The sequence below is a fragment of the Sinomonas terrae genome, assembly GCF_022539255.1.
GTDB classification, from domain to species: Bacteria; Actinomycetota; Actinomycetes; order Actinomycetales; family Micrococcaceae; genus Sinomonas; species Sinomonas terrae.
In genome coordinates this window covers 229,133-251,708 of sequence record NZ_JAKZBV010000001.1, presented here as the reverse complement: position 1 = coordinate 251,708, position 22,576 = coordinate 229,133, and the positions used below count along the sequence as shown (strand labels likewise).

At 68.0% G+C, this 22,576-nt stretch carries 20 protein-coding genes; 5 read left to right on the top strand and 15 right to left on the bottom strand.

Annotated elements, in window-relative coordinates:
- Window positions 1-7 precede the first annotated feature (7 nt).
- Genes L0M17_RS01255 through L0M17_RS01245 form a run of 3 tightly spaced genes read right to left on the bottom strand, consistent with a single transcriptional unit; the run spans window position 8 to window position 2,861 of the window.
- Window positions 8-1,042 (bottom strand): ArnT family glycosyltransferase, encoded by a 1,035-nt coding sequence (locus L0M17_RS01255; RefSeq protein WP_241050505.1) that lies wholly within the window; start codon window positions 1,040-1,042, stop codon window positions 8-10.
- On the bottom strand, window positions 1,039-2,328 hold the full coding sequence (locus tag L0M17_RS01250) for a glycosyltransferase (protein ID WP_241050503.1): 1,290 nt from the start codon (window positions 2,326-2,328) through the stop codon (window positions 1,039-1,041). Before L0M17_RS01250 ends, L0M17_RS01255 begins: the two co-directional genes overlap by 4 nt.
- On the bottom strand, window positions 2,325-2,861 hold the full coding sequence (locus L0M17_RS01245; protein ID WP_255731698.1) for a GtrA family protein: 537 nt from the start codon (window positions 2,859-2,861) through the stop codon (window positions 2,325-2,327). Before L0M17_RS01245 ends, L0M17_RS01250 begins: the two co-directional genes overlap by 4 nt.
- Before the next feature lie 1,030 nt (window positions 2,862-3,891).
- Here L0M17_RS01245 and L0M17_RS01240 point away from each other — a divergent pair.
- Both L0M17_RS01240 and L0M17_RS01235 read left to right on the top strand, forming a co-directional pair.
- Window positions 3,892-4,101: a hypothetical protein gene (locus tag L0M17_RS01240; RefSeq protein ID WP_241050499.1), complete on the top strand. Its 210-nt coding sequence runs from the start codon at window positions 3,892-3,894 to the stop codon at window positions 4,099-4,101.
- A gap of 198 nt (window positions 4,102-4,299) precedes the next feature.
- A complete protein-coding gene (locus L0M17_RS01235; RefSeq protein ID WP_241056271.1) occupies window positions 4,300-4,965 on the top strand; it encodes an HAD family hydrolase in 666 nt (221 codons plus the stop codon).
- Window positions 4,966-5,211: 246 nt separating this feature from the next.
- Here L0M17_RS01235 and L0M17_RS01230 read toward each other — a convergent pair whose 3' ends face one another.
- From L0M17_RS01230 to L0M17_RS01210, 5 genes are all read right to left on the bottom strand, one after another.
- The gene (locus L0M17_RS01230) at window positions 5,212-7,149 is read right to left on the bottom strand and encodes a bifunctional sugar phosphate isomerase/epimerase/4-hydroxyphenylpyruvate dioxygenase family protein (protein ID WP_241050497.1); all 1,938 of its coding nucleotides are present in this window, start codon (window positions 7,147-7,149) and stop codon (window positions 5,212-5,214) included.
- Entirely contained in the window at window positions 7,149-8,075 is a 927-nt protein-coding gene (locus L0M17_RS01225) for a shikimate dehydrogenase (protein WP_241050495.1), read from the bottom strand. The genes L0M17_RS01230 and L0M17_RS01225 overlap by 1 nt, the downstream gene beginning before the upstream one ends.
- Before the next feature lie 21 nt (window positions 8,076-8,096).
- On the bottom strand, window positions 8,097-8,960 hold the full coding sequence (locus L0M17_RS01220; RefSeq protein ID WP_308196784.1) for an IclR family transcriptional regulator: 864 nt from the start codon (window positions 8,958-8,960) through the stop codon (window positions 8,097-8,099).
- 133 nt (window positions 8,961-9,093) lie between these two features.
- On the bottom strand, window positions 9,094-10,104 hold the full coding sequence (locus L0M17_RS01215) for a glycosyltransferase family 9 protein (protein ID WP_241050492.1): 1,011 nt from the start codon (window positions 10,102-10,104) through the stop codon (window positions 9,094-9,096).
- Window positions 10,101-11,294, bottom strand: a complete 1,194-nt coding sequence (locus L0M17_RS01210) for a glycosyltransferase family 4 protein (protein WP_241050491.1) — start codon at window positions 11,292-11,294, stop codon at window positions 10,101-10,103. Before L0M17_RS01210 ends, L0M17_RS01215 begins: the two co-directional genes overlap by 4 nt.
- A 180-nt stretch (window positions 11,295-11,474) precedes the next feature.
- Here L0M17_RS01210 and L0M17_RS01205 point away from each other — a divergent pair, with 180 nt between their 5' ends.
- Together L0M17_RS01205 and L0M17_RS01200 are read left to right on the top strand one after the other, a co-directional pair.
- Entirely contained in the window at window positions 11,475-12,452 is a 978-nt protein-coding gene (locus L0M17_RS01205; protein ID WP_241050488.1) for a LacI family DNA-binding transcriptional regulator, read from the top strand.
- Window positions 12,453-12,501: 49 nt separating this feature from the next.
- Window positions 12,502-13,854, top strand: a complete 1,353-nt coding sequence (locus L0M17_RS01200; protein WP_241050486.1) for an MFS transporter — start codon at window positions 12,502-12,504, stop codon at window positions 13,852-13,854.
- 168 nt (window positions 13,855-14,022) lie between these two features.
- Here the strand turns inward: L0M17_RS01200 and L0M17_RS01195 are convergent, their stop codons facing one another.
- From L0M17_RS01195 to L0M17_RS01180, 4 genes are all read right to left on the bottom strand, one after another.
- Window positions 14,023-14,772 carry an enoyl-CoA hydratase/isomerase family protein gene (locus L0M17_RS01195; RefSeq protein ID WP_241050484.1) on the bottom strand — a complete coding sequence of 250 codons (750 nt, stop codon included), beginning with the start codon at window positions 14,770-14,772 and terminating at the stop codon, window positions 14,023-14,025.
- A gap of 20 nt (window positions 14,773-14,792) precedes the next feature.
- Entirely contained in the window at window positions 14,793-16,046 is a 1,254-nt protein-coding gene (locus tag L0M17_RS01190; protein WP_241050482.1) for a CaiB/BaiF CoA transferase family protein, read from the bottom strand.
- A 2-nt stretch (window positions 16,047-16,048) separates the two neighbouring features.
- Entirely contained in the window at window positions 16,049-17,329 is a 1,281-nt protein-coding gene (locus L0M17_RS01185; RefSeq protein WP_241050481.1) for an MFS transporter, read from the bottom strand.
- A 120-nt stretch (window positions 17,330-17,449) separates the two neighbouring features.
- Complete coding sequence (locus L0M17_RS01180) at window positions 17,450-18,247, bottom strand: maleate cis-trans isomerase family protein (protein ID WP_372497977.1); 798 nt, start codon at window positions 18,245-18,247, stop codon at window positions 17,450-17,452.
- A gap of 184 nt (window positions 18,248-18,431) precedes the next feature.
- On the opposite strand from L0M17_RS01180, the gene L0M17_RS01175 reads away from it, so the two are divergent.
- Window positions 18,432-19,277 (top strand): IclR family transcriptional regulator, encoded by an 846-nt coding sequence (locus L0M17_RS01175; RefSeq protein WP_241050477.1) that lies wholly within the window; start codon window positions 18,432-18,434, stop codon window positions 19,275-19,277.
- A gap of 78 nt (window positions 19,278-19,355) precedes the next feature.
- On the opposite strand, the gene L0M17_RS01170 is transcribed toward L0M17_RS01175, so the two are convergent.
- The 3 genes from L0M17_RS01170 to adh all read right to left on the bottom strand — a co-directional run bounded on the left by L0M17_RS01170 (window position 19,356) and on the right by adh (window position 22,535).
- Entirely contained in the window at window positions 19,356-19,745 is a 390-nt protein-coding gene (locus L0M17_RS01170; protein ID WP_241050475.1) for a DUF779 domain-containing protein, read from the bottom strand.
- The gene (adhP, locus tag L0M17_RS01165; protein ID WP_241050473.1) at window positions 19,745-20,779 is read right to left on the bottom strand and encodes an alcohol dehydrogenase AdhP; all 1,035 of its coding nucleotides are present in this window, start codon (window positions 20,777-20,779) and stop codon (window positions 19,745-19,747) included. Before adhP ends, L0M17_RS01170 begins: the two co-directional genes overlap by 1 nt.
- Before the next feature lie 232 nt (window positions 20,780-21,011).
- Window positions 21,012-22,535: an aldehyde dehydrogenase gene (adh, locus tag L0M17_RS01160; RefSeq protein WP_241050471.1), complete on the bottom strand. Its 1,524-nt coding sequence runs from the start codon at window positions 22,533-22,535 to the stop codon at window positions 21,012-21,014.
- Window positions 22,536-22,576 lie beyond the last annotated feature (41 nt).

Sequence of the window (22,576 nt, the reverse complement as noted above, 5' to 3'; positions counted from 1 at the left end):
GGGGATGTTAGCCCCCACGCAGCGCCACGACGAGGTACATCACCGGAACCAGTGCGATGCCGCGCAACCGTCCCAGGAACAGCCCCACGACGCTCATCAGCATCCCTGCTATGACCAGATACGGGTCCTGGCCGAGCCATCCCATGAGCAGGTCGTTCGCGCCCGAGCCCTCGGTGAATATGAAGCCTCCACCGCCACGGCCGTGGAGCTGCCATACGATGGCATCCCAGAGCGAAACGTGGCCGGGTCCTGGGAGCAGTTCGTTCTTGATTGCCGCGAACAGCAACCATCCTGAGACCACGAAGGCCCCTGTGCCCAGGAACCCAGCGATCGAGAAGGCGCGGGTTCGAGCCCAGGAGAACGACCAGAGAGCCGTCAGGACCGCGGGCAAGGCCACGGCGGCCGTCTCCTTGCTCAGGACCGCAACACCGAACGCGGCCCCGGCCGCCACGTGGTACTGGAGCTTTGGCTTTCCCGTGACCAGGGCGAAGGAGGCAAGCAGCCAGACCATCGAGATGTTGTCCAGGAAGATCTGGCGACCGAGGTTGATCGTCAACGGACACAGCGCCCAGACCAGCGGGGTCACGAGGGAAACGGATCTGGGCACTCCGAGGTTACGGGCGATCTTGTAGATCAGTGCCGCTGAGAAGATGGCGACAAGCGTCATCATGCCGCGGCCGGCGGTCTCGACGGGAAAGGTATTGCCGCCCCAGATCCACTGGAGCGGCTTGAGCAGTACCGCCAGCTGGATCCACCCAAGGGGTGGGTGGTCATACCAGTATGTGTAGTGAGCCATGGCCCCCTCGTTGGCCACCGCCCACGCCTGCGCGAAGTAGGTGCCCTCATCGTCGTTGACGAACTCCGGGTATCCGCTCAGATTCACCCCGTAGAGGACAGCCACCAGCGTGAGGACGATGGTGAGGGGCACCGCATTCAGGAGGCGATGCCGGAAGCGCGGCGAAGCGCCGGGGGTCATCACCTGAGGAGGGGCTGCTGTCCCGGTCAGGTGGGTGTTGCGAGTGCTCTCCTGGATCGCCGTCACGCCTGTGCACCCTGCTCCCGGATGTTGGTGATGTCGGCGGCCAGGCCCAAGTGCGTCCCCATGTGGGGGGTCTTGTCCCAGGCGAAGTTCCGACGCTGGAACCTGCCCGCGGCCGCCACAGCGGAGTAGAGGACCAGAGCCTGGTAGAACGGAGTCGAGACGATCAGGAGCGCATAGTCGCGCAGTCCGATCTTGAAGTTCATGTCGTGCCCGAACTCGCGCAGCACGAGGACCTCGAAGACCATGGTGAGCATCAGCGGGATGAGCGGAGCGTAAGTGATCATCACGATGCCGGTGGGAAGGGAGCAGGCGACTGCCGTCACGAAGGCGATGGGCAGGAGCAGGCCGGCGAGTGCGATCGCGTACTGCTGGACCAGTGTCCACCAACCGTGCAGGCGTCGATGCCAGCTGGGGAGCTTCTTCCAGTCCCCCTTGGCGAGTACCTGCATGAATCCGAGACTCCAGCGGGTCCGCTGCTTGACGAAGGCCTGGACTGTCGTCGGCGCCTCTTCCAGCGTTGTGAGCACGGGGTCGTAGACGCAGACGACGTGCTTGCCCAGGGCCGAGAGCCGCACACCGATCTCACAGTCCTCGGCGAGGCAGTCGCCGTCCCAGCCGCCCACCTGTTCGAGGAGATGGCGCCACACGAAGACGGTGTTCCCGCCGAGGGGGATGAAGCCGGAGTTTGCGTGCCCGTGCAGGCGCGATCGGAACCAGATGCGGTACTCGAGGCAGTTGCGGAGGGTAAACCAGCGGGTGCGGTAGTTGACCAGATGAACTGCGCCCTGAACGACATCCGCGCGGGCGAACTGGAACGTGGCGTCGATTCGGGCCAGCAGCCCGGGAGCGGTCAGCGACTCTGCGTCGATGATCCCGACGATGTCTCCCGTGCACAGCTGAAGCGCCGAATTGAGCTGACGAGGCTTGTTCTTGACCGGGTCGGCATTGACCGACACCTTCACCCGGTGCGGATGAAGAGAGGCGAGGATCCAAGCCCGGTCGGCTGTGTCCGGATCGTCGTCGCCCACGGAGACCACGATCTCGACTCGGCCATGGGTCTGGTCCAGGAGGCGCTGGACGGTCGCAGCCATGACCTCGTACGGTTCGTCTCGGCAGGGAACGATCAGCGAGAAGGAATACCGATTCGGCACATCGTCCACCGGGAAGTTGGTTGACTCGTAGTTCTCTGGGGTCCGCCAGGCGTGGAGCATCCACCAGAGAGTTCCCCCGCAGACCACGAACAGCAGGGCGGCACCCAGCACAAGGAATAAGACCAACACGCTCACTTGGAGACTCCCCTCCGACCGTCTGGGCTGCAGGCATGCGCGCCTGCGGGGGCCGGGCGGCGGCGGTAGAGCCAAAGATCACAGACGGCGAAACGAGTCGTCACAAGGGCGCACACAGCGGCTGCTGTGGCCAGGAGGTAGGAACCCTCCAGCAGCGGCTGAAGCACCGCAGCAAGCGGCAATTGGGCGAGCAGCGTTGCGCAGCTGATCACCCAGAACGGCAGAAGCCGCCGCCCCCAATGACCCGGATGCCCCTTGAACACCCAGCGCTCGGTCAGGGCAAAATTCCACGCGACCGCGATCTGTGTGGCCAAGACCGCGCTGACGGCGTTCCCGCCGATGACCGGGGAATCCAAGTGCGCCGCCAGAAGCAGTGCCAAAGCAGCGAGGTTCACCCCAAGCCCACTCGCCCCTACCCCCGCGAAACGAAGAAGTCGCGCCAATCGTCCTATCGCATCGGCATTGAACTGACGACGGCCGGGCGAAGCCGCGGTGAGAGCCGTGACCCTCCCAGCGTTTGGGAATTTGTGCATGTTGAAACCCCGAGACCCAGCAGATAAAGGCGATGAGCTGTAGCCGCCCGGCGAAAATCCCAGGCAGCCAAATCGCCGACTTCGTCTTCAAGACACCCTCCAGCAGACCCGCATTTCCCGGCAGGAATTCATGGTCCAACCGGGTGGTCTGAGCGTCTTGCACCCGACCCTATGCAGTGGAATTGAGCCGGACACGAGTGGTCGATACCTGAAAAGGACCCCGGCTCTCCCGCACCGACACTTGGTTTCGCCCGTCAGGTACGCACTCGGCTACTTGCCCAGCCCGCGACTAGGGGCAAAGGACCCGTTTGGGGTACCGATGCTGGCCTTCAGCGAAGTGGCGCCTCCATGAAAAAAAGAGGGGTCTCGTTTATATTGTCCGCGCTGTCGATTCCCTGCGGTTCTTGACGAATACCGGCGCCGTATTCTGCCGACGACTCGCTGCATTGACGTCAAAGGCCAATGCACGCGCGGCAGACAATATGCAGCCGTTCTCTGCTTTTCGCCAAGGCCCATGGTGCGCAGGAACCGTTACATGCTGAATATCCTCAGGACGAGTAACGGGCTCATTGGATACTGCGGCTTCAGGCGGCGGGCACATCGTCACACGACGTCTGGTCCACCCAAGAGGAGGCCTGATGCGAGCGTGCAATGGCTCGCCGCCCTGATGGCTGCCAGGGTTCGCCTTCGCCCTGCTTCAAGCTGGAGCGGACAGCGGCAGCCGGCGCCCGTTGGCTTGGTCCTGCTGACGGCTGGGCCCATGCTGGGGCCTCCTCGAACGTGTCTGGCCACGCCCGTCTTGTCAGCGGCGGACGCGGCCCCGGTGGGGATCACGTAGGTGCCGTGGAGGGCCCAACAGTGATGAGATCCCGGTGATCTTCCAGAGCCGGCCGGTCCTCCTATACCGGTAGCTGCGCCACGGGCGCTCTGTATGCGGCGGAGGCGGGGACCGGAACCTGGGCGCTCCGCACACATGGTCCCTGCCGGCGGGCAGAGGGGCCCGTGCCCCGTCCCCCAGGAGGAGGACGCCATGGCCTCGAAGAAGCAGCCGATCGTCCACGAGATCCGCGACGAATTCTGCATCACCTGCGGGTCGAACACGGAGTTCTTCGCGTTCATGGGCCAGTCCATGGTCGACGCCGACATCCGGGAGCCGGTCATGGTGGACCCGGCGCTCGTAGAGGAGGCCGTTCGGACGTCTCGGCGTCTAGCGGCTCCCTGGCAGCCCAGCGGGGGCTGACGATCGGGGCGAGGAGCGAGGCCGTCTCATTCCGAACCACGCCTTTCCCGCTCGTGCAGCTGATCGAGCAGCGGTGCCAGGAACATGATCAGCCCACGCTGGCCTTCACCTCGGGCGTGACATCCTTCAGAGGCAGCAGGCCGACGGCTGGGGCAGCGGGGCCCCGGAGAACGCGTTGTGGAAGACTGATCTGTTGTGATGCCCACAAACGCTCCCACCGTCGATGCCGTCTGCTGGGACTGGAACGGGACGCTGCTCGACGACGTGGACATCGCGCGAGCCGCGATGAACGCCGTCCTCGAAGAACGCCGCCTGCCGGTCCTGTCGGACCAGCACGCGTACCGGAACGCCTTCGCCTTCCCCATCAAGGGCTTCTACGCACGGCTTGGGATTACCGACGCCGACTTCCGCCTGGCCGCCTCCCGCTACCTCGAGCTGTTCGCAGCCCAGATCGGCCAGGCACAATTGCAGGCAGAAGCACGCGCGACCCTCGCTGCGATCAGCAGCTTGGGCCTCAAGCAGGTCCTCATATCAGCCACCATCGAGAGCACCCTCCGGCAGCAGCTGGCTCCGCATAACGTCGCCGGGCACTTCACGCACATCCTAGGCATCGCTGACGCGTACGCTGCGTCCAAAGCCGACGTCGTCGCCGGTTGGCTGGAAACCTCAGGCCACGACCCCAGACGCGTGCTCATGATCGGCGACACCAACCACGACGAGGAAATCGCCGAAGACCTCAACGTGCGCTTCCTCCGGTTCGCCCGTGGTCACCAGCAACCCCCAAACCACAACCGACACCCCGTACTGCACCAGATCCGAGACGTCATCGAGCACATCCACGAAGCACATCGCACTGCCCGTTAAGCCGGCCCTGCAACGTGTCGCCCACTCGGGCAAGCCTCCCCCGACGCCTCAAGCCAGCCCAGCACACCTATACCCCGCACGCTGAAATGTTCGGTGCAGGTACCACAACAGAAACACCCAATATCGTGACCGCCGCCCCCAAAGTGGACCCAAAGTCCGCGCCTCATTCCGGCCCGACCTCACGTTAGCGTCCCCAGCGACAGTTGCCGGCCCCCCGCAAGAGCCCGCGGCCCAGACAGCAGGCCCCTACTTCGCCTGCCGCGCGGCATGCTGCACAGCGTGCCTGACGGGGGCGTTCGGCGCGCCGAACCCGTCGTAGCCGTCGATCCGCTGCACCATCTCGAAGAACACGCTTCCCACAGTTGCGGTGTAGAAGTGCAGGAAATCGCCCCTCTCGTCCCGGTCATACAGGAGGTCGAGTTCGCGGAGGGTCGCGAGGAACTCGGGATCGAGCCCGAACCGCGCGTCGAGGTCCTCGTAGTAGTTCTCGGGGATCTCGAGGAACGGCAGCTTCCGGGCCCGGCACGCGCGGGCGGTCGCCACGAGATCCGGCACGGCGACCGCGATGTGCTCCTGGAAGGTGTCTTCCACGGTGCCGCGCACGCTGTCGGCCTGCACCCACGGGGCGAGGTTCAGAGCGAGACGCACAGCCCGTTCCCCCTCCACAAGCTCCGTCTGCATGACCTGGGAACGCACGAGCCCCGCCGGGCTCGAGACCTCCTGCGACGGCTGCGGGCTCAGCGCGAGCACCGACGAGTAGAACAGCACGCCCTCGTCGTAGTGCTGCCACGGCTGCGCGAGGTTGATGTGGTCGATCCGCGCGACGGCGGCACCACCCGAAGGTGAGCCCGAACCGAATTCCTGGGTCCAAAGCGTGTCCTGGCAGAGGAACACCTCAGTGCCGTCCGGCGCCTCGACCGCCTGCAGCACCTCCTCGTTGGCCTGGGACGTGCGCGGGACGGCGACTGCCTTCAGCTGGAGGGCGCGGGCGACGGCGGTCACGGAGTTCTCGACGTCGAAGCCGAGCGCCGAGATCGCCGGGGCGACGCCGCGGGCCTGCTGGCGGTTGAGGATGATCCGCGCGTCGCCGAGGGTCCAGAGGCTCACGGGCTTGGTCCGGTGCTCGCCCCGCGGTTCAAAGCCCAGCTGCGCTAGAAGCCGCTCGAGTTCGCCCCCGCCCGCTGCCGCGGCATCCGCCTTGACCTCGGCGAAGTTGATGCCCGACGGCGGTGCGACCTGCGGGAGCGTCGTGAGCGACATGGGATAGGCGCGCGACGCCGCGGCGAGCTGAGCGGGCGTCGGGGCAGCGGCGGCCGAGGCGGAGCCCGACTCTGGCCCGGATTCTGCGGCTAGCGCGGCGAGATGCTTCGCCGTCCGCTCCTCGAGCCAGATGAGGGAGCGCATGGCGTCGACTGCAGTGCGCTCCACATCGGCCTGCCGGAACGTATCGTTGAAGACCTCGAGTGAGACCGGCCCGTTGTAGCCCGTCCGTGCTACATGGCCGAGGAATTTGGGCAGGTCGAACTGGCCCTCGCCGGGGAAAACGCGGTAGTGGCGGCTCCAGTTGAGAACGTCCATCGAGAGCTTGGGAGCATCCGCGACCTGCACGAAGAAGATCTTCTCCCCCGGGATCCGCTCGATCGGCTCGGTGTCCCACGCTCGGGAGAGGATGTGGAACGTGTCGAGGCAGGTGCCGAGGTTCGGGTGGTCCGCGTCGGCCACGATCCGCCAGGCGTGCTCGAAGTCGTTCACGAAAGTGCCCCACGCGAGGGCCTCGTACGCAACCTTCACCCCATGGTCCGCCGCGAGCTCCCCGAGTCCGTGAAGCTGCTCGGCCCGAAGGCCGTCGTCGTCTGCGTATTTTGCGCTTCCAGCGGCCACCGTGCTGCACACGAGGATCGTCTCGATGCCCAGCCGATCCATGAGCTTGAACTTGGCCTCGGCGCGGCGAAGATTCGCGCGGTACAGCTCCTCAGGCACCGAGTCGAAGTCGCGGAACGGCTGGTAGAGGTCCAGCCCGAGGCCCAGATCCTCGGCGAGGGACCGGACGGACTCAGGGCTCAACGACGAGGTCACGAGGTCCGCCTCGAAGATCTCGACTCCTCCGAACCCCGCCTTCGCCGCCGCCCGCAGCTTCTCCTCGAGCGTCCCGGAGAGGCACACGGTCGCAATCCCTGTGCGCATCAGCGTGCTCCCACCTCGGCCCCAGCCACCGCCCGAGCCCCCTGATCCGCCTGCTCCTCGCGGTCGATGAGCTCAAGGAAGTGCATCCTCATGCGCTCGGCGTCCGGCTCGAGACCGGTGAAGATCCGGAACGCGTCGACGGCTTGCCCCACCGCCATGCGCCCGCCATCGAGCACACGGCAGCCGAGGGCCCGCGCCTCGCGCACGAACTGGGTCTCGATGGGCCGGTACACAATGTCTGCGACCCACTGGCGCGGCTCGAGGAGCGAGGTATCGAAGGGTGTCCCGGGGTGCGCGGCCATCCCCGTCGGGGTGCAATGGACGACGCCGTCCGCGGCCTTGAGCAGCGAGGCGAGCTCCGCCGTCGTGCGCCCCTCGACGGACGCGCCCGGGAACATGGCCGCGAGCTCGGCGGCGCGGTCGACGGCGCGCGCTGCGTCGACGTCGACGATGCTGAGGTGCTGGACACCGGCGGTGAGCAGGGCGTAGGCGACGGCGGAGCCCGCACCGCCCGCGCCGAGCTGCACGACGCGGCCGAGAGCCGCACCGGGGAGACCCGCTCGGAACGCGCCCAGGAAGCCGGACCAGTCCGTGTTGTGGCCCACGGTACGCCCGTCCTCACGGATGACGACCGTGTTGACGGCACCGAGGCGAGCGGCGTCGTCATCAATCTCGTCGAGGTGCTCGATCACGAGCTGTTTGCAGGGGTGGGTGATGTTGAGCCCGTTGTAGCCGAGGTTCCGCGCGGCCCTCACGAGGTCGCCGACGCTCGCGGCGGGAAGTCCGAGGACGGCGATGTCGATCGGCCGGTAGAGGTAGAGCAGGCCATGCGCTGCGCCCTCGCGTTCATGCATGGACGGGGTGAGGGACGGGACGACGCCGTCGCCGATCAGACCGATCAGGTACGACTCGGTGGGGAGGCTCACTCGGAGTCCTTTCAGGGTTTCTTAATGACGGGGCAGGCGAGCCGCGAGTTCTTCGGCGGCCTCGCGAAGGGCGGGGAGCTGGTCGACGAGCTCGTCGACGCTCATGCGGACAGTGGGGGCGGAACAGGCGATGGCCGCGATCGCTCGTGCCGGCTCGCCGGGGCGCGACTCGGCGAGGATGGGCACCGCAACGGCCCGCATGCCGATCTCGTTCTCCTCGTCCATGAGGGAATAGCCCTGGCTGCGGACGCGGTCGAGCTCGGCGCGGAACTCGGCGCGATCGGTGATGGCCTTCGGGGCGACGGGCACGAGCTCGATTCCCTCGACGAGCCGCTCGCGCTCCTCCTCCGGGGCGAAGGCGAGAAGCGCCTTGCCGACCGCCGAGCAGTGCAGATAGCCGCGGTACCCGGGATCGCTCGTGACGCGGAAGGCCCTCGGCCCGTCGACCTTGGCGACCGTGAGGAAGCGGTCTTCGTCCGGCACGGCGAGGATGCTCGCCTCCTGGGTCTTCTCGGTGAGGCGCGAGAGCACGGGGGTGGCCGTTCCCGCGAAGCCGAGGCTGTTGGCGACGTAGAGGCCGAGCTGGAAGACCCGCAGGCCGAGGCTGTACTTCTTGCCCTCCGGCTCGAAGTCCACGAAACCCGCCCGCTGGAGGGACTGGAGGAGCCGGTAGGCCGTGCTGAACGGCAGGTCCGCGCGGCGCGAGAGATCGGCCGCCGTCGTGGCTCCCGGGGCGTCGCCGAGCATGACGAGGAGACTCAGGGCCTTGCCGACCATGTCGGTCTTGGCGCGCTTGTCGTCTTCGCGCTTGTCGTCTTCGCGTTTGGCGTCTTCGACGTTCTTTACGCTAGCGACACGCTGCTCGTCGGGAGTGATCGAGGGCATGCATCGATAGTGGCACAACTCTCACATCGCGGCAACAGTCACCATGATGTGAGTACCCCTCTCGTCGCGCCGTCACTTTCGCAGGGTGCGCACCCTGCGAAGGTGACGGCGCGACGGGAGGGGCCGGGAGGGGCTAGAGGCCGAGGGCCGAGGCGACCGCCTCCGGGGCGATGTGGCTCATGCAGGCCGGACCGGCGCCGGCATCCGCGAGCGGGCATCGGGCGTCCCACCAGCACACCTGCTCCGTGAAGTTGGCAGGGTGCCGCACCGAGCACTCCGGCAGGCCCTGAAGACTGACTCCGCGATCAGGGTGCAGCCCGTAGCGGGTGGCGACCGACGGGCCGTAGAGTCCGACGGCGCGCATCCCGGCGGCGGTCGCGAGGCGGACAGGGCCGGTGTCGCCGCCCACGCAGACGCCCTCGCGCTCCGCCGCAGCCGCGTAAAGCGCGGCGAGTTGCCGCAGAGTCAGCCGCGGCGTCGGGACGGCCCCGGCGTCGGAGAGCGCCGGCCAGTGCCCCGGCTCCTCCGCGACGAGAACAGGCGTTCGGCCGGCTGCTTGCAGCAGGGAGGCGAGGCGCGCCCAATGCTGCTGAGGCCAGCGCTTCACGGCCATCCCGGAATCGGGCACGAGCATGACCGCCTGCCGCCCCTCCGGGACCAGCGCCGAGAGGAGCTCGCGGCCGGCCTCGAGCTCCTCGACCTCCACTGCGACGCGCGGCGGGTGCCCGACGAACTGCGGCGCGATGATTCCGTCGCGCGCCAGCAGTTCCAGATAGCGCTCGTCCACTCTCTGCTCCGGGGGCGGGGAGCGCCAGAGATTCGTGACAGCGACGCCAGGTGCAGACTCGAGAAGCTCGGGAAGCCCGTGGCGGCGGTTGGTCGTGATGCTCAGGTCGGGGCGGATGCTGGCGAGCGCCTCGCGGACGGCCCGCTGCACGTCGTCGCTCTCGCGGCCGGCGAGCGGAATGACCTCCTCGATCAGAGGGTCCCCTTCGAGGAGCACATGCCAAGGCTCGAGCGTGAGGACGTGCACGGTCGCATCAGGGTGCGACAGCGCGAGGGCGTGGATCGCCGGCAAGGCAAGGACCACGTCCCCGAGTCCGCCCATCACCTCGACGAAGAGGATTCTCCGGAAGCTGCTCATCCGGCGGCCTCCTGGTAGAGGTCCGCATGCCGCCGCGCGATGTCGGGCCACGAATGCCGGTCTGCGAGCGCCTTGCCGCGCCTCGCAACGCGCCGCCGCAGTCCGTCGTCGTGCAGGGCGCGCCGCACCCCGTGGGCCAAGGCCTCGGCATCCCGGACGGAGGGCACGGCGATGCATGTTTCGCCGCCCTCGATCGACTCGTCCTCGCCCGCGGTTGCCACGACCGGGAGCTCATGGGCGAACATCGTGAGCAGGGACCCGCTCTTCGTCGTGACTCCGGCCGTGAACGGAAGGACGCCCAGATCGCTGGCCAGAAGCCAGCGCGAAACCTCCGCGGGCGGCTGGAATCCCGTGAAGGTCACCTGCCCCTCGAGCCTGAGCTCCCGCACGCGGCCCTCCAATTCCGAACGGAAATCGCTCGCTTCTCGCCCGGGCAACGCGAGGGATTCGAAGCCGCCGACGACGGCGAGATGCAGCTCTTCGCCCTGATCACGCAATTGGGCGATGGCCTCAAGGAGGTACCGGAGCCCCTTGACGGGGTGGACGAAGCCGAAGAAGGCCAGGAGCGTACTCCCGGGATCGAGGCCGAGCTGGCGGCGGATCTGCTCCCGCGACTCGTCGCGGGCTGCCTCCCGGTCCACCTCGACGTTGGCTCCGATCGGGATGTGCCGCGCCGGGACGCGGCCGTGGAACCGGCTCTGCAGGGTGGCCAGGTGCAGGGGGTTGGTGACGACGACGGCCCGGCTGCGCGGGACGAGGAAGCCCGTTTCGCGATCCAGCACGGCGCGCCGCTCCGACCACGGATAGAGGCCCTGAAGCGGGCGCGGTCGCGCGATCGGGAGTTCCCACGATCCGTACTCGTGGAGGGTCGCCAGGAGCGGGACCGAGCGCGGGAGCCCGAGCGGCAGGAGCCCGATCGATCCGCGGAAGCCGTACATCGACGGCGCGAATTGGACGTGGACTGCGTCGAGGTCCAGTTTGGCCAAGGCTCGCCCGGCAGCGGCCGCGCCCCTGACATCGGGCCCGCAGGGAACGACGACGGGATCCACTCCCGCTGCGGGCAGCTCGTCGGCGAGCCGCTCGACATAGCCCGCAACGCCGTCGAGCTCGGCGCTCGGCCGGCCGCAGACCAAGGCCACTCGCAGCGGCGGCTGCCGGCGTCGTCGTTCTTCTGGTCTCCTCGGCCGCACGTCGGCCCCTCCTCTCGCGTTCGCACCCTCGGGCAGTCGAGGTTTACCCCCTCGCGGGCTGCCTAGGCAGGGCGAACAGATGACGTCGATGCAGCAGGTTGCAGAAAACATTTGACGCGTTGCAGAAACCGTGTCATTCTGAGCTGGACGCTGTGATGCCGAACACACGAGGAGGTGGGGATGACCACGATTGCCGAGATCGCGAAGGTCGCGGGAGTCTCGAAGTCGACCGTTTCGAGGTCGTTCACCCGCCCCGATTCGGTCAACACCGAGACCCGTGAGCGGATCCTCACCGTCGCCGCCGATCTGGGCTACAACCCGGCACCGGCGAAGGCCGAGGCCACGGGCACCATCGCGCTGTTCATCCCCGACATCGCGAACCCGTACTACCCGCCGCTCGTCAAGTCGATCCAGGCGGCCTGCCGCCGGCAGTCGATCTCACTGCTCGTCGTCGACGGTGAGAACGATCCCGAGGCCGACGCCGAAGAACTCGAGCGCGTCATCGGCCGGGTCGATGGCGCGATCATCTTCGCGCCCCGCATGGACGCCGACAGGCTCCGAGCGCTCGACGCGGTCTCGCCCGTCGTCCTCATCAACCACGTCGCCGAGGGGCTGCCCGCCGTCATCCTTTCCGCACCGGAAGGCGCGCGGCAGGCGGTCGAGCACCTCGCGGCGCTGGGGCACCGCTCGATCGCGTACCTCGCAAGCCTCGAGGACAACTACTCGAGCCGAGTGCGCCTCGCCGCTGCCGAGGAGGCCGCCGATCACCTCGGCTGCACCCTCATCGTCCTCACCCACGCGGAGCCCACGTACGCCGCGGGGGTGCGGGCTGCGGACCTCGTCCTTGCCGAGCCCGTCACGGCGGTGATCGCCCACAACGACCTCATGGCGTTCGGGTGCATCAACCGCCTCGCCGACCGCGGCGTCGCGGCCGGGACGGACATCAGTGTCATCGGCTTCGACGACATCTGGCTCGCGTCCGCCTCGCGGCCCGCGCTCACAACGGTGAACACACCGTACGAGCGCGGGGGCGCCGTCGCCCTCCGCCTCCTCACGGAGCGGATCGCGGACCCGGCGCGGCCCGCCAACACAGTCCATCTTTCCGGGGACCTCATTGTGCGCAGCAGCACAGCACCGGCCCCGGTAGCCGTGGCCTGATCCCCTTCATCTGTCCCACTCCACCCGTTCGCACGAAAGGCGAGAGCCCATGGCCAAGTTCAGCGGGATGACCGATCCCGATGTCAAGACCCCCGAGGAGCAAGCGCGCCGCCTCAAGCGCGCGAAGAAGGCCGCCCTCGCTGCCTTCCTCGGCGGCGCCCTCGAGTACTACGACTTCTTCGTCTACGCGACAGCGGCGTCGCTCGTGTTCTCGAAGATCTTCTTCCCCGCGGGCAACCCGACCGTCGCGCTCATCTCCTCGTTCGCGACGTTCGGCGTCGCCTACGTGGCCCGGCCGTTCGGCGCCGTCGTCTTCGGCCACCTCGGTGACCGCCTCGGCCGCAAGAACACCCTCGTGCTCACGCTCGTGCTCATGGGCGGCTCGACGTTCCTCATCGGAGCCCTCCCCGACTTCCACGCGGCCGGCTACATCGCGCCGATCCTCCTCGTCGTGCTCCGCCTCTGCCAGGGCCTCTCGGCCGGTGCCGAGACGGCTGGCGCCTCGGCGCTCACCATGGAGGAATCGCCGGTGGGCCGCCGCGCGTTCTTCCCCTCCTTCTCGATGAGCGGCATCTCGACCGGCATCGTGCTCGCGTCGCTCGTGTTCCTGCCCGTCGCCGCCATGGGCGAGGCCGATCGCCTCGCCTGGGGCTGGCGTATCCCGTTCTGGTGCTCGCTCGTGGTCCTCGTTGTGGCCTACCTCGTGCGCCGTTCGCTCGAGGAGCCCGAGGTCTTCGAGGAGAAGGCCGAGCACAATGACCTCGTGAAGCTGCCGGTCGCGGACATGTTCAAGACGCACACGCCGCAGTTCATCCAGGTCGCGCTCATGTCCTTCGAGACGGTGACGAACACCTTCATGCAGTCGTTCGGCCTTGCCTACGCCGTCTCGGTCGGTATCCCGGCGTCGACCATGCTCTGGGTGAGCATCGTCGGCAATGTGATCGCCATCGGCACGCAGCCGCTTGCGGCCATGCTCGCGGACCGCTTCGGACGCAAGCCGCTGTTCATCACGGGCATCATCGGCTCGGCGGTGCTGATCTTCATCTACTTCTCGTCGATCTCCACCAAGAACGTGCCCCTCGTCTTCCTCACGAGCACGCTCATCACCGCGGGCACCTACGCGATGTCGAACGCCATCTACCCGGCTTGGTTCGCGGAGCTCTTCAACGTCCGTGTCCGGTACTCCGGCATGGCGATCGGTCTCCAGATCGGTATCCTCTGCGCGGGCTTCACCCCGCTGCTCGGCACCGCGCTCGTCGGCGGCGTCCCCTCGAACTGGGGTCCGGCGGCGTGGATCGTGGCAGGCTCCTCGGTGCTCGCGCTCATCGGCGCGATCTGGGGCCGCGAGACCTTCCGGACGCCGATCCACGAGCTCGGCAACAGGGTGCGCGGCTCGAAGTAGGGATCTGGCCAAGGATCGCAAGAGATCTGGCCACTCGTCACGCGAGAGGTGGCCTCTCGTTGGGATCTTCCAACGAGAGGCCACCTCTTTTACGACGAGTGGCCACTTCTCGCCCGACGAGTGGGCACTTCTCGCCCGACGAGTGGGCACTTCTTGCCCGTCGAGGGGTCAGTGGCGGTGACGGCGCAGGAACGCCGCGACCCTCTTGGGGAACTCCTCGGGGTCGGTCGCGAGCCCGGGCGGTACCTCGCGCACGGGGCCGACCAGCGGCACGAGCCCCTGATCCACCGCCGCCTTGGCCGCGCGCAGCGACCCCTGCGCCACCCCTGCCCAGGTCTCGAGCAGGGCGTCCAATCCGGCGTCGACCTCGCCGTCGGCGGCAAGCGTGGTGACGAGGCCGACGTCGTGCGCCTCCTTGCCCGTCAAGATCCGGCCGCCGTAGAGCAGATCCTTGGCCCGAGAGGGCCCCACCCGCAGCGAGAGCCGGGCCGCGAACGACGGCGGCACGAGGATTCCCAGCCGCGAGATCGGCATCCCGACGCGCGCCGAAGCGGCCGTGAGCTGCAGGTCGCAGGCCAGCGCGAGCTGGAACCCGCCGCCCGCGGCAACTCCCTCGACGACGGCGACAGTGGGCATGGGGAGGTCCTCGATCGCCCGAAGTGCCTGCTCCATGCGCCAGAAGCGCTGCGTCACCTCGTCGGGCTCGGCGGCTTCCCATTCGCGGAGGTCGGAACCAGCGCTGAACATGCCCCCGCGTCCGCGCACGACGACGGCCCGCACCGAATCGGCGGAAGCGAGCTCCCGCGCGGCGCGCCCGAGCTCGTCCCACTGCTCCATCCCGAGCGCGTTGAGCCGCTCGCCGTTGCCGAAGGCGATGGTCGCGACGGCGTCCGCGATGTCGACGGACACTCCCTCCATGACACCCACTCCAGTCCCGGTCACTGAACAGCGCCCTGCGCGTGAAGCCGGCCGATGTCCGAGGGGGAAAGCCCCGCTCCCGTCAGGATCTCGTCGCTGTGCTGCCCGAGCAGCGGCGGCGGCATCCGCACGGACGCAGGGGTGCGCGTGAGCCGCACCGGGCAGTTCACGACCTTCAGCGTCCCGGCCTCAGGATGTTCGACCTCGGCAACCATCCCCCGCGCGAGCACCTGCGGGTCCGCGAGCGCCTGGTCCACGGTCTGGATCGGCCCGACCGGCACCCCCGCCGCGTCGAGCCGCGCGACCCAGTCCGCCGTCGTCGCCCGTTGAAGCTCGCGCTCGAGGAGGGGGATGAGCTCGCCGCGGTGCGCGACGCGCGAGGGGTTCGTCGCGAAGCGGGCGTCGTCCGCGAGCTCCGGCCGCCCGACGGCCGCGGCGAACTTCCTCCACAGGCTGTCGTTTCCAACGGCGATCATCACGAACCCGTCGGAGGTGGGGAATGCCTGGTAGGGCGCGATGGTCGGGTGGGCGGAGCCGTAGCGTCGGGGCGTCTCGCCGCTCGCGAAGAACCCGCTCGCCACGTAGGTCAGCCAGGACACCGAGCCGTCTAGCAGACTGATGTCGACCCATTGACCCTGCCCGGTCCGGGTCTTCTCGTGCAGGGCCGCGAGAATCCCGATGACGGCCCAGGTTCCCGCGACGAGATCCGCGCTGCTCACGCCGACGCGGACGGGAGGCCCGTCCGTCTCGCCCGTGACACTCATGATCCCGCTCCGCGCTTGGGCGATGGCGTCATAGCCAGCGCGCCCCGATTCCGGGCCGGTCTGGCCGTACCCGCTGATCGAGGCGTAGACGAGCCCGGGATTGGCGGCCGAGAGTTCCTCGTAGCCCAGGCCGAGGCGCGCGGCGGTTCCCGGCCGGAAGTTCTCCACGATCACATCGGCCTTGAGCGCGAGCCTCCGCACGGCTGCGAGTCCTTCCGGCGTTTTGAGGTCGACGGCGAGACTGCGCTTGTTGCGGTTGACTGAGAGGAAGTAGGCCGCCTGACCGCCCTGGAACGGCGGCCCCCAATGCCGGGTGTCGTCGCCCTGGCCGGGCTGCTCGACCTTGATGACGTCCGCGCCGAGGTCAGCGAGCGTCATCGTGGCGAACGGTCCGGACAGGATGCGGCTCAGGTCCAGGACGAGCAGGTCCCGCAGAGGGCCGCTGGCCGGCGGGGCCTCGGGCCGTGGCCCGGGCGCCTGCTCATGCGGCTCGCGCGCAGTCTCGCTCACCGTCATACCGTCGTCGCCCCCTTCCGGAAGGCCCGCGTCGGCCGCGTCTTCACGCCGCCGCCCACCGTCGTCGTCCGCCGAAGCAGGAGGAGCGACGCCATGCTCACGACCGCACAGAAGATGATGTAGACCGAGATCCACGTCGAGCTGCCGGTGCCCTGCAGGATCTCGGCCGCGATGAGCGGCGCCGGGCCGCCGGCGATCACGCTCGCCAGCTGGTACCCGAGGCCTGCCCCCGTGTAGCGGATGTCGGGGTCGAAGCTCTCCGCGATGAGCGCCGCCTGCGGTCCGTACTGGATGTCATGGAAGATGAGGCTGACCACGACCGCGATCCCCATGATGATGGCGTTGCCGGTGTTCAGGAGTCCGAAGTACGGGAAGGCGTACACCGCCGTGAGGACAATGCCGATGCCGTAGATGAGCCTCCGCCCAAACCGGTCCGAGAGGATGCCGAACACCGGGATGCTGATGAGGCCGAGCGCCGCGGCGATCAGGGTGTCCACGAGGATTGCGTCGCTGTTGACCTTCACGTGCTTCGTCGCGTAGGTGATCACGAACGTGATGAACAGGTAGAACGGAGCCTGCTCGGACATGCGGACGAGGGCCGAGAGGAGGATCTCCTTGGGCTGGCGGCGGATCGCCTCGATGATCGGCGCAACCACTACCTTCTCGGTCTTGCGAAGCAGCTGGAACTCGGGGCTCTCGACGACGCGGAGCCGTACGAAGAGCGCGACGCCGATCAGGACGATGCTGGCAAGGAACGGGATCCGCCAGCCGTAGGTCGCGAAGTCATGGCCGGTCGCCGCCGTCGTGATCCGGACGAGTCCGGTCGAGAGGATGAGGCCGAGCGGAACACCCATCTGCGGCCAGCTCGCCGCGAGCCCGCGGCGGCGCTCATGGCCCCATTCCATAGCGATCAGCACGGAGCCGCCCCATTCGCCGCCGACGCCGATGCCCTGGATGACGCGCAGCACGGTCAGCAGGATGGGTGCCCAGATTCCGATGGTCTGGTACGTGGGGAGGACGCCGATGAGCACGGTGCCGATGGCCATGAGGAGCAGGGTTGCCATGAGCGTCGTCTTGCGGCCGATCCTGTCACCGTAGTGGCCGAAGATCGCCGCGCCGATGGGCCGTGCGACGAACCCGACGAACTGGGTGCCGAAGGCCGCGATCGTGCCGGTGAGCGAGCTTTCGCCTCCGGGGAAGAACAGCTGGGGGAAGACGAGGGCGGCGGCGGTTCCGTAGAGGAAGAAGTCGTACCACTCGATGGTGGTGCCGACCACGCTCGCTATCGTCGCTCGGCGAACCGCCTGCTGACGGGTTATTCCTTGGACACTCATCATTCCTCCATTGGCCTGATGTTCGATCCCGCGGGATCCGGGTGCGTTGCGAGTGATTAGGTGCTACTTGCTGAAATGCGGGACAAGCGTGCCGGCGAGGAGCTGGCCGGCCCCCTCGATGGCGGGGCGGTGGCCGAGCGCCTTGAGGATTTCGTGGGCGGTGGCCGTCGCGGCCGTGACGACGGGGAGGCCGAGTTCGTCCTCCACCGGCTGGACCGAGGCGAGCGAGGGCATCTGGACGCATGCCGAGAGGACGACGGCGTCCACGCCTTCGCGGTCAAGCCGCCGCGCGATGCCGGGCAGCTGGGCCGGGTCCAGTCGGCCGACCTCGAGGTTGTCTGCGACCTCGAGTCCGATGACGTCGTGGACTTCGATGCCCGCCCCCTCGATGTAGTCGCTGACCATCCTCGTCAGTTCGGGCATGTAGGGCGTGACCATGACGACCCTCCGGGCGCCGAGGCCCGTGAGGGTTCGCACGAGCGCGCCCGCGCTGCTCACCGCCGGCGCCGGGTGGCCGTTCGAGCGGGCAGCTTCCGCGATGACGGACTCGGACTCCGCATGGGCGCCCGGCCCCTGTGCCATCACGGCGACGAGACACGCGTAGGCGATGACGTCGACGTCGGCATCGGAGACAGCGACGGCACAGTCCGCGGCCTTCGAGACCATCGCGGCGAGCTCCTCACGCGTGACGTTCTTGAGGGCTGCCCGCGCCGAATGGAAGGTGTAGTGGTGGCCCGTCGCCTCGGCTTGACGGCGGAAGAGCTCTGGCAGCTCGGTTTCCATCGTGGTGTTGGAGCTTGGGACGATCAGGCCGATTCTTGACCTGTCGTTGGGTGGAGCGTCTGGCTGAGGTTGGATCACTGAATACCCCGCGTCGTTGTACAGACTTCTTGAACCCGCATCCTTCTAGAACCCGTATCGTGAGTTCCGGACCCATAATCCGGGTGTTGGCGTAAGCTGTCAATGGGTCATGAAGCGGCCTTTTCGGCGGCCTCGAATACCATGTGCGACAAAGCGGTCCGCGGGAATGGGCGGTGGGCAATCCATGGCAAGGGAAGCGAACGGGGGCGGCGCGCCCCTCCTTGTTCTGAGCAAGGTCAGCGACATCCTCGACTGCTTCTCGGTCGAAGACCCCGAACCGACCCTCCAGCAGATCGTCCGCAGCACCGGCCTGCCCGCAAGCACATGCCAGCGCCTCGTGCAGAACATGGTGCGCGAGGGCTTCCTCGATCGCGACGGCGACAAGTACAGGATCGGCATCCGCCTCGTGCGCTGGTCCGCGCCCGGCACCATCGGCCTCGACATCGTCCGCAGCGTGCGGCCCATCCTGCACCGGCTGCGCGACGAGACCGGTGAGACGGCCTGCCTCTACGTGCGGGACGGAATCCACCGCACGGTGGTCGCGGTCGCGGAGACGCGCCACGTCGTCATGCGTCCCTTCCACGTCGGCCAGGTCATGCCGATCCACGCAGGCGCGCCGGGGAAGATCTTCCTCGCCTTCGACCCGGAGGCGCGCGCCGAGCTTCAGGACCAGGAGCTGACGAGGTTCACCCCCTCGACCCCCGTCACGTGGGAAGCCCTCGACGAGCAGGCAGCTCAGGCGCGCGAGCAGGGGTATTTCGCCGCGTTGGGCGAGCGCAATATCGACGTCGGCTCGATCAGTGCCCCGGTCTTCGATCACACGGGCGAGCTCGCAGCGGTGCTCGGTCTCGGCTTCCCGCTCCAGCGGGTCCATGCGGACGACGTCGCGAGGCTGGGCCCCGCCGTCGCCCTCGCCGCGCGCGAGGCGAGCGAGGCGATGGGGCACGACACCCGGGTACGGGAACCAGACGCCGACGCTCCCCCCGCCCGGCCCCGGAAGCGCTCACCGGCGCGCAGCCAGGTGTCCTGAGGCCAGAGACTGGCAAGGCAAAAGTGGGGACCCCGCAACGCTCGCCTGCGTCGCGGGGTCCCCTGCCGGTCTCTGGCCCTACGGAATGTCCAAAATCTCGCTTCGAATAAGGAACCGCTTCCCCTCGGGCGCCTCGAGGGAGAAGCCGCTCCCCCGGCCGTCCACGACGTCCACCGTCAAATGCGTGTGCGACCAGTACGCGAACTGCTCCTTCGACATCCAGAAGCCCAGTTCGCCCCGCCCAGGGAGGTCGAAGACGCCGAGGAGCTCATCGGCGTCGCCCGTCAGGAACTCCCCAGCCGGGTAGCACATCGGGGCCGACCCGTCGCAGCAGCCGCCGGACTGGTGGAACATGAGCGGTCCGTGGCGCTCCCAGAGCGTATCGAGGAGCGCCGCGGCTGGCTCGGTCAGCGCGACGCGGGAGAAGTCCTCCCCCGGGCGCGCCGGCCGCGCTGCCAGGGCTGCCATCAGTACTTGATGACCACGCGGCCGTCGATCTTCGCGTGGTGCATCTCGTCGAAGACTTGGTTGATCTCCTCGAGGTCGCGCGTGTGGAACGTCGGGTGGATGAGGCCGCGGCCGTAGAAGTCGAGCGCCTCGACCATGTCCTGCCGCGTTCCGACGATCGAGCCGCGGATCGTGAGGCCCTTGAGCACGATGTCGAAGATCGGCGCCGGGAAGTTCCCCGGCGGGAGCCCGTTGAAGACGATCGTCCCGCCGCGGCGCGTCATCCCGATGGCCTGCCCGAACGCCGCCGGGTGGACGGCGGTGACGAGGACGCCGTGCGCTCCGCCGGTGGCGGACTGGATGGCCGACGCCGGATCCTCGGCGAACGCGTTCACCGTCACCTCGGCGCCGTGCTTGCGGGCGAGGGCGAGCTTCTCGTCCGCGACGTCGACGGCCGCGACGCGCATCCCCATCGCGACGGCGTACTGCACCGCAATGTGCCCCAAGCCGCCGATGCCGGAGATCACGACCCACTCCCCCGGCCGGACCTCCGTCTGCTTGAGGCCCTTGTACACCGTGACGCCCGCGCACAGGACGGGTGCGATCTCGTACGGGTCCGCGCCTTCGGGGATGCGCGCGGCGAACTTCGTGTCGACGAGCATGTACTGCCCGAATGAGCCGTCCACGCCGTACCCGCCGTTCTGCTGCGACTCGCACAAGGTCTCCCAGCCGGTGCGGCAGAACTCGCATGTTCCGCACGCGCTCCAGAGCCACGCGTTGCCGACGAGGTCGCCGACCGCAAGGTCCAGGACTCCCTCGCCAACTTCGACGACGGTGCCCACGCCCTCGTGCCCCGGAACGAGCGGGAGCTTGGGCTTGACCGGCCAGTCGCCTTGGGCCGCGTGGAGGTCGGTGTGGCAGACGCCGCTCGCGATGAGCTTCACGAGGGCCTGGCCCGGTCCGGGCGTGGGGATCTCGAGTTCGTCGACGCTGAGCTCGTCGCCGAAGCTGTGGACGACGGCGGCCTTGAAGGTTTCGGGAAGGGTGCTGCTCATGGTCATGCTCCTTTGCATGGTTGGGTGGATGGGCTGACGGTGGGTCGCGACGCAGATTCCGACCGGGATCGGCCGCCGCGGATCGGCGAGTCGCTGCGACACGCCGTGGAATGCTGCGATGTGGCGGCCAATCGTGGTCGGAATCAAGTTGGGAATCGAAGGCTGGGTGAGGCGGACGACGGCGGCGCGCACCCGCCGTCGTCCTCTCGCCTGGGTTTTGACTCGTCTGGGTTTAGAAGAAGCCGAGCTTGTTCTCGCTGTAGCTGACCAGCAGGTTCTTTGTCTGCTGGTAGTGCTCGAGCATCATGAGGTGCGTCTCCCGGCCGATGCCGGAGGACTTGTAGCCGCCGAACGCGGCGTGCGCGGGGTAGGCGTGGTAGTTGTTCACCCACACTCGCCCGGCCTGGATCTCACGCCCAGCGCGATAGGCGACGTTGCCGTCGCGGCTCCAGACGCCCGCGCCGAGGCCGTAGAGAGTGTCGTTGGCGATCTCGAGGGCCTCGGCGTAGTCGGCGAATTTCGCGACCGAGACCACCGGCCCGAAGATCTCCTCCTGGAAGATGCGCATGGTGTTGTTGCCCTCGAAGATGGTGGGCTCGACGTAGAACCCGCCCGCGAGGTCCCCGGGGAGCTCGGCGCGCCTTCCGCCCGTGAGGACCTTGGCGCCCTCGGCCTTGCCGATCTCGATGTAGGAGAGGATTTTCTCGAGCTGGTCGTTGGAGGCCTGGGCGCCGATCATGGTCTCGGTGTCGAGGGGGTTGCCCTGCTTGATCTTCTGGGTGCGCTCGACCACGTCGGCCAGGAACTTCTCGTAGATGCCCTCCTGGATGAGCGCGCGCGAGGGGCAGGTGCAGACCTCGCCCTGGTTCAGCGCGAAGAGGGTGAAGCCCTCCTGGGCCTTGTCATAGAAGGCGTCGTCGGCGGCGGCGATGTCGTTGAAGAAGATGTTCGGGCTCTTGCCGCCGAGTTCGAGCGTGACCGGGATGAGGTTCTGCGAGGCGTACTGCATGATGAGCCGGCCGGTGGTCGTCTCGCCCGTGAAGGCGATCTTGCGGATGCGCGGGCTCGAGGCCAACGGCTTGCCGGCTTCGACGCCGAAGCCGTTGACGATGTTCAGCACCCCCGCCGGGAGCAGGTCCTGGATCAGTTCCGCGAGAACCAGGATGCTCGCCGGGGTCTGCTCCGCGGGCTTGAGGACGACGGCGTTGCCCCCCGCGAGCGCCGGCGCGAGCTTCCACGTCGCCATCAGGAGCGGGAAGTTCCACGGGATAATCTGCCCGACGACGCCGAGCGGCTCGTGGAAGTGGTACGCCGTCGTCGTCTCGTCGATCTGGGAGAGCGAGCCCTCCTGGGCGCGGATGGCGCCGGCGTAGTAGCGGAAATGATCGACGGCGAGCGGCAGGTCCGCGGCGAGGGTCTCGCGGACGGGCTTGCCGTTGTCCCACGTCTCGGCGACCGCAAGCAGCTCGAGGTTCTCCTCGATCCGGTCCGCGATCCGGTGCAGGATCAGGGCCCGCTCCGCGACCGAGGTCTTGCCCCAGCCAGGGGCAGCCTTGTGCGCGGCGTCGAGGGCGAGCTCGATGTCCGCCGCCTGCGAGCGGGCGACCTCGCAGAACACCTGCCCGGTGACCGGGGTGACGTTCTCGAAGTACTGGCCCCCGACCGGGGCCACCCACTCGCCCCCGATGAAGTTCTCGTACCGGTCCTTGAAGGCGACCTTGCTGCCCTCGGTTCCCGGCTGCGCGTAGACGGTCATGGCGAAACTCCTTCGTCTCTTGTTCCCCTTGCGGGGGCCGG

Coding starts and splice junctions, on each gene's coding strand:
- L0M17_RS01230 (WP_241050497.1), bottom strand. CDS start 7,149: ATGCGCACAGGGATTGCGACCGTGTGCCTCTCCGGGACGCTCGAGGAG.
- adh (WP_241050471.1), bottom strand. CDS start 22,535: ATGACCGTCTACGCGCAGCCGGGAACCGAGGGCAGCAAGGTCGCCTTC.
- L0M17_RS01195 (WP_241050484.1), bottom strand. CDS start 14,772: ATGGAGGGAGTGTCCGTCGACATCGCGGACGCCGTCGCGACCATCGCC.
- L0M17_RS01200 (WP_241050486.1), top strand. CDS start 12,502: ATGGCCAAGTTCAGCGGGATGACCGATCCCGATGTCAAGACCCCCGAG.
- L0M17_RS01215 (WP_241050492.1), bottom strand. CDS start 10,104: ATGAGCAGCTTCCGGAGAATCCTCTTCGTCGAGGTGATGGGCGGACTC.
- L0M17_RS01235 (WP_241056271.1), top strand. CDS start 4,300: ATGCCCACAAACGCTCCCACCGTCGATGCCGTCTGCTGGGACTGGAAC.
- L0M17_RS01175 (WP_241050477.1), top strand. CDS start 18,432: ATGGCAAGGGAAGCGAACGGGGGCGGCGCGCCCCTCCTTGTTCTGAGC.
- adhP (WP_241050473.1), bottom strand. CDS start 20,779: ATGAGCAGCACCCTTCCCGAAACCTTCAAGGCCGCCGTCGTCCACAGC.
- L0M17_RS01245 (WP_255731698.1), bottom strand. CDS start 2,861: ATGCACAAATTCCCAAACGCTGGGAGGGTCACGGCTCTCACCGCGGCT.
- L0M17_RS01220 (WP_308196784.1), bottom strand. CDS start 8,960: ATGCCCTCGATCACTCCCGACGAGCAGCGTGTCGCTAGCGTAAAGAAC.
- L0M17_RS01205 (WP_241050488.1), top strand. CDS start 11,475: ATGACCACGATTGCCGAGATCGCGAAGGTCGCGGGAGTCTCGAAGTCG.
- L0M17_RS01240 (WP_241050499.1), top strand. CDS start 3,892: ATGGCCTCGAAGAAGCAGCCGATCGTCCACGAGATCCGCGACGAATTC.
- L0M17_RS01170 (WP_241050475.1), bottom strand. CDS start 19,745: ATGGCAGCCCTGGCAGCGCGGCCGGCGCGCCCGGGGGAGGACTTCTCC.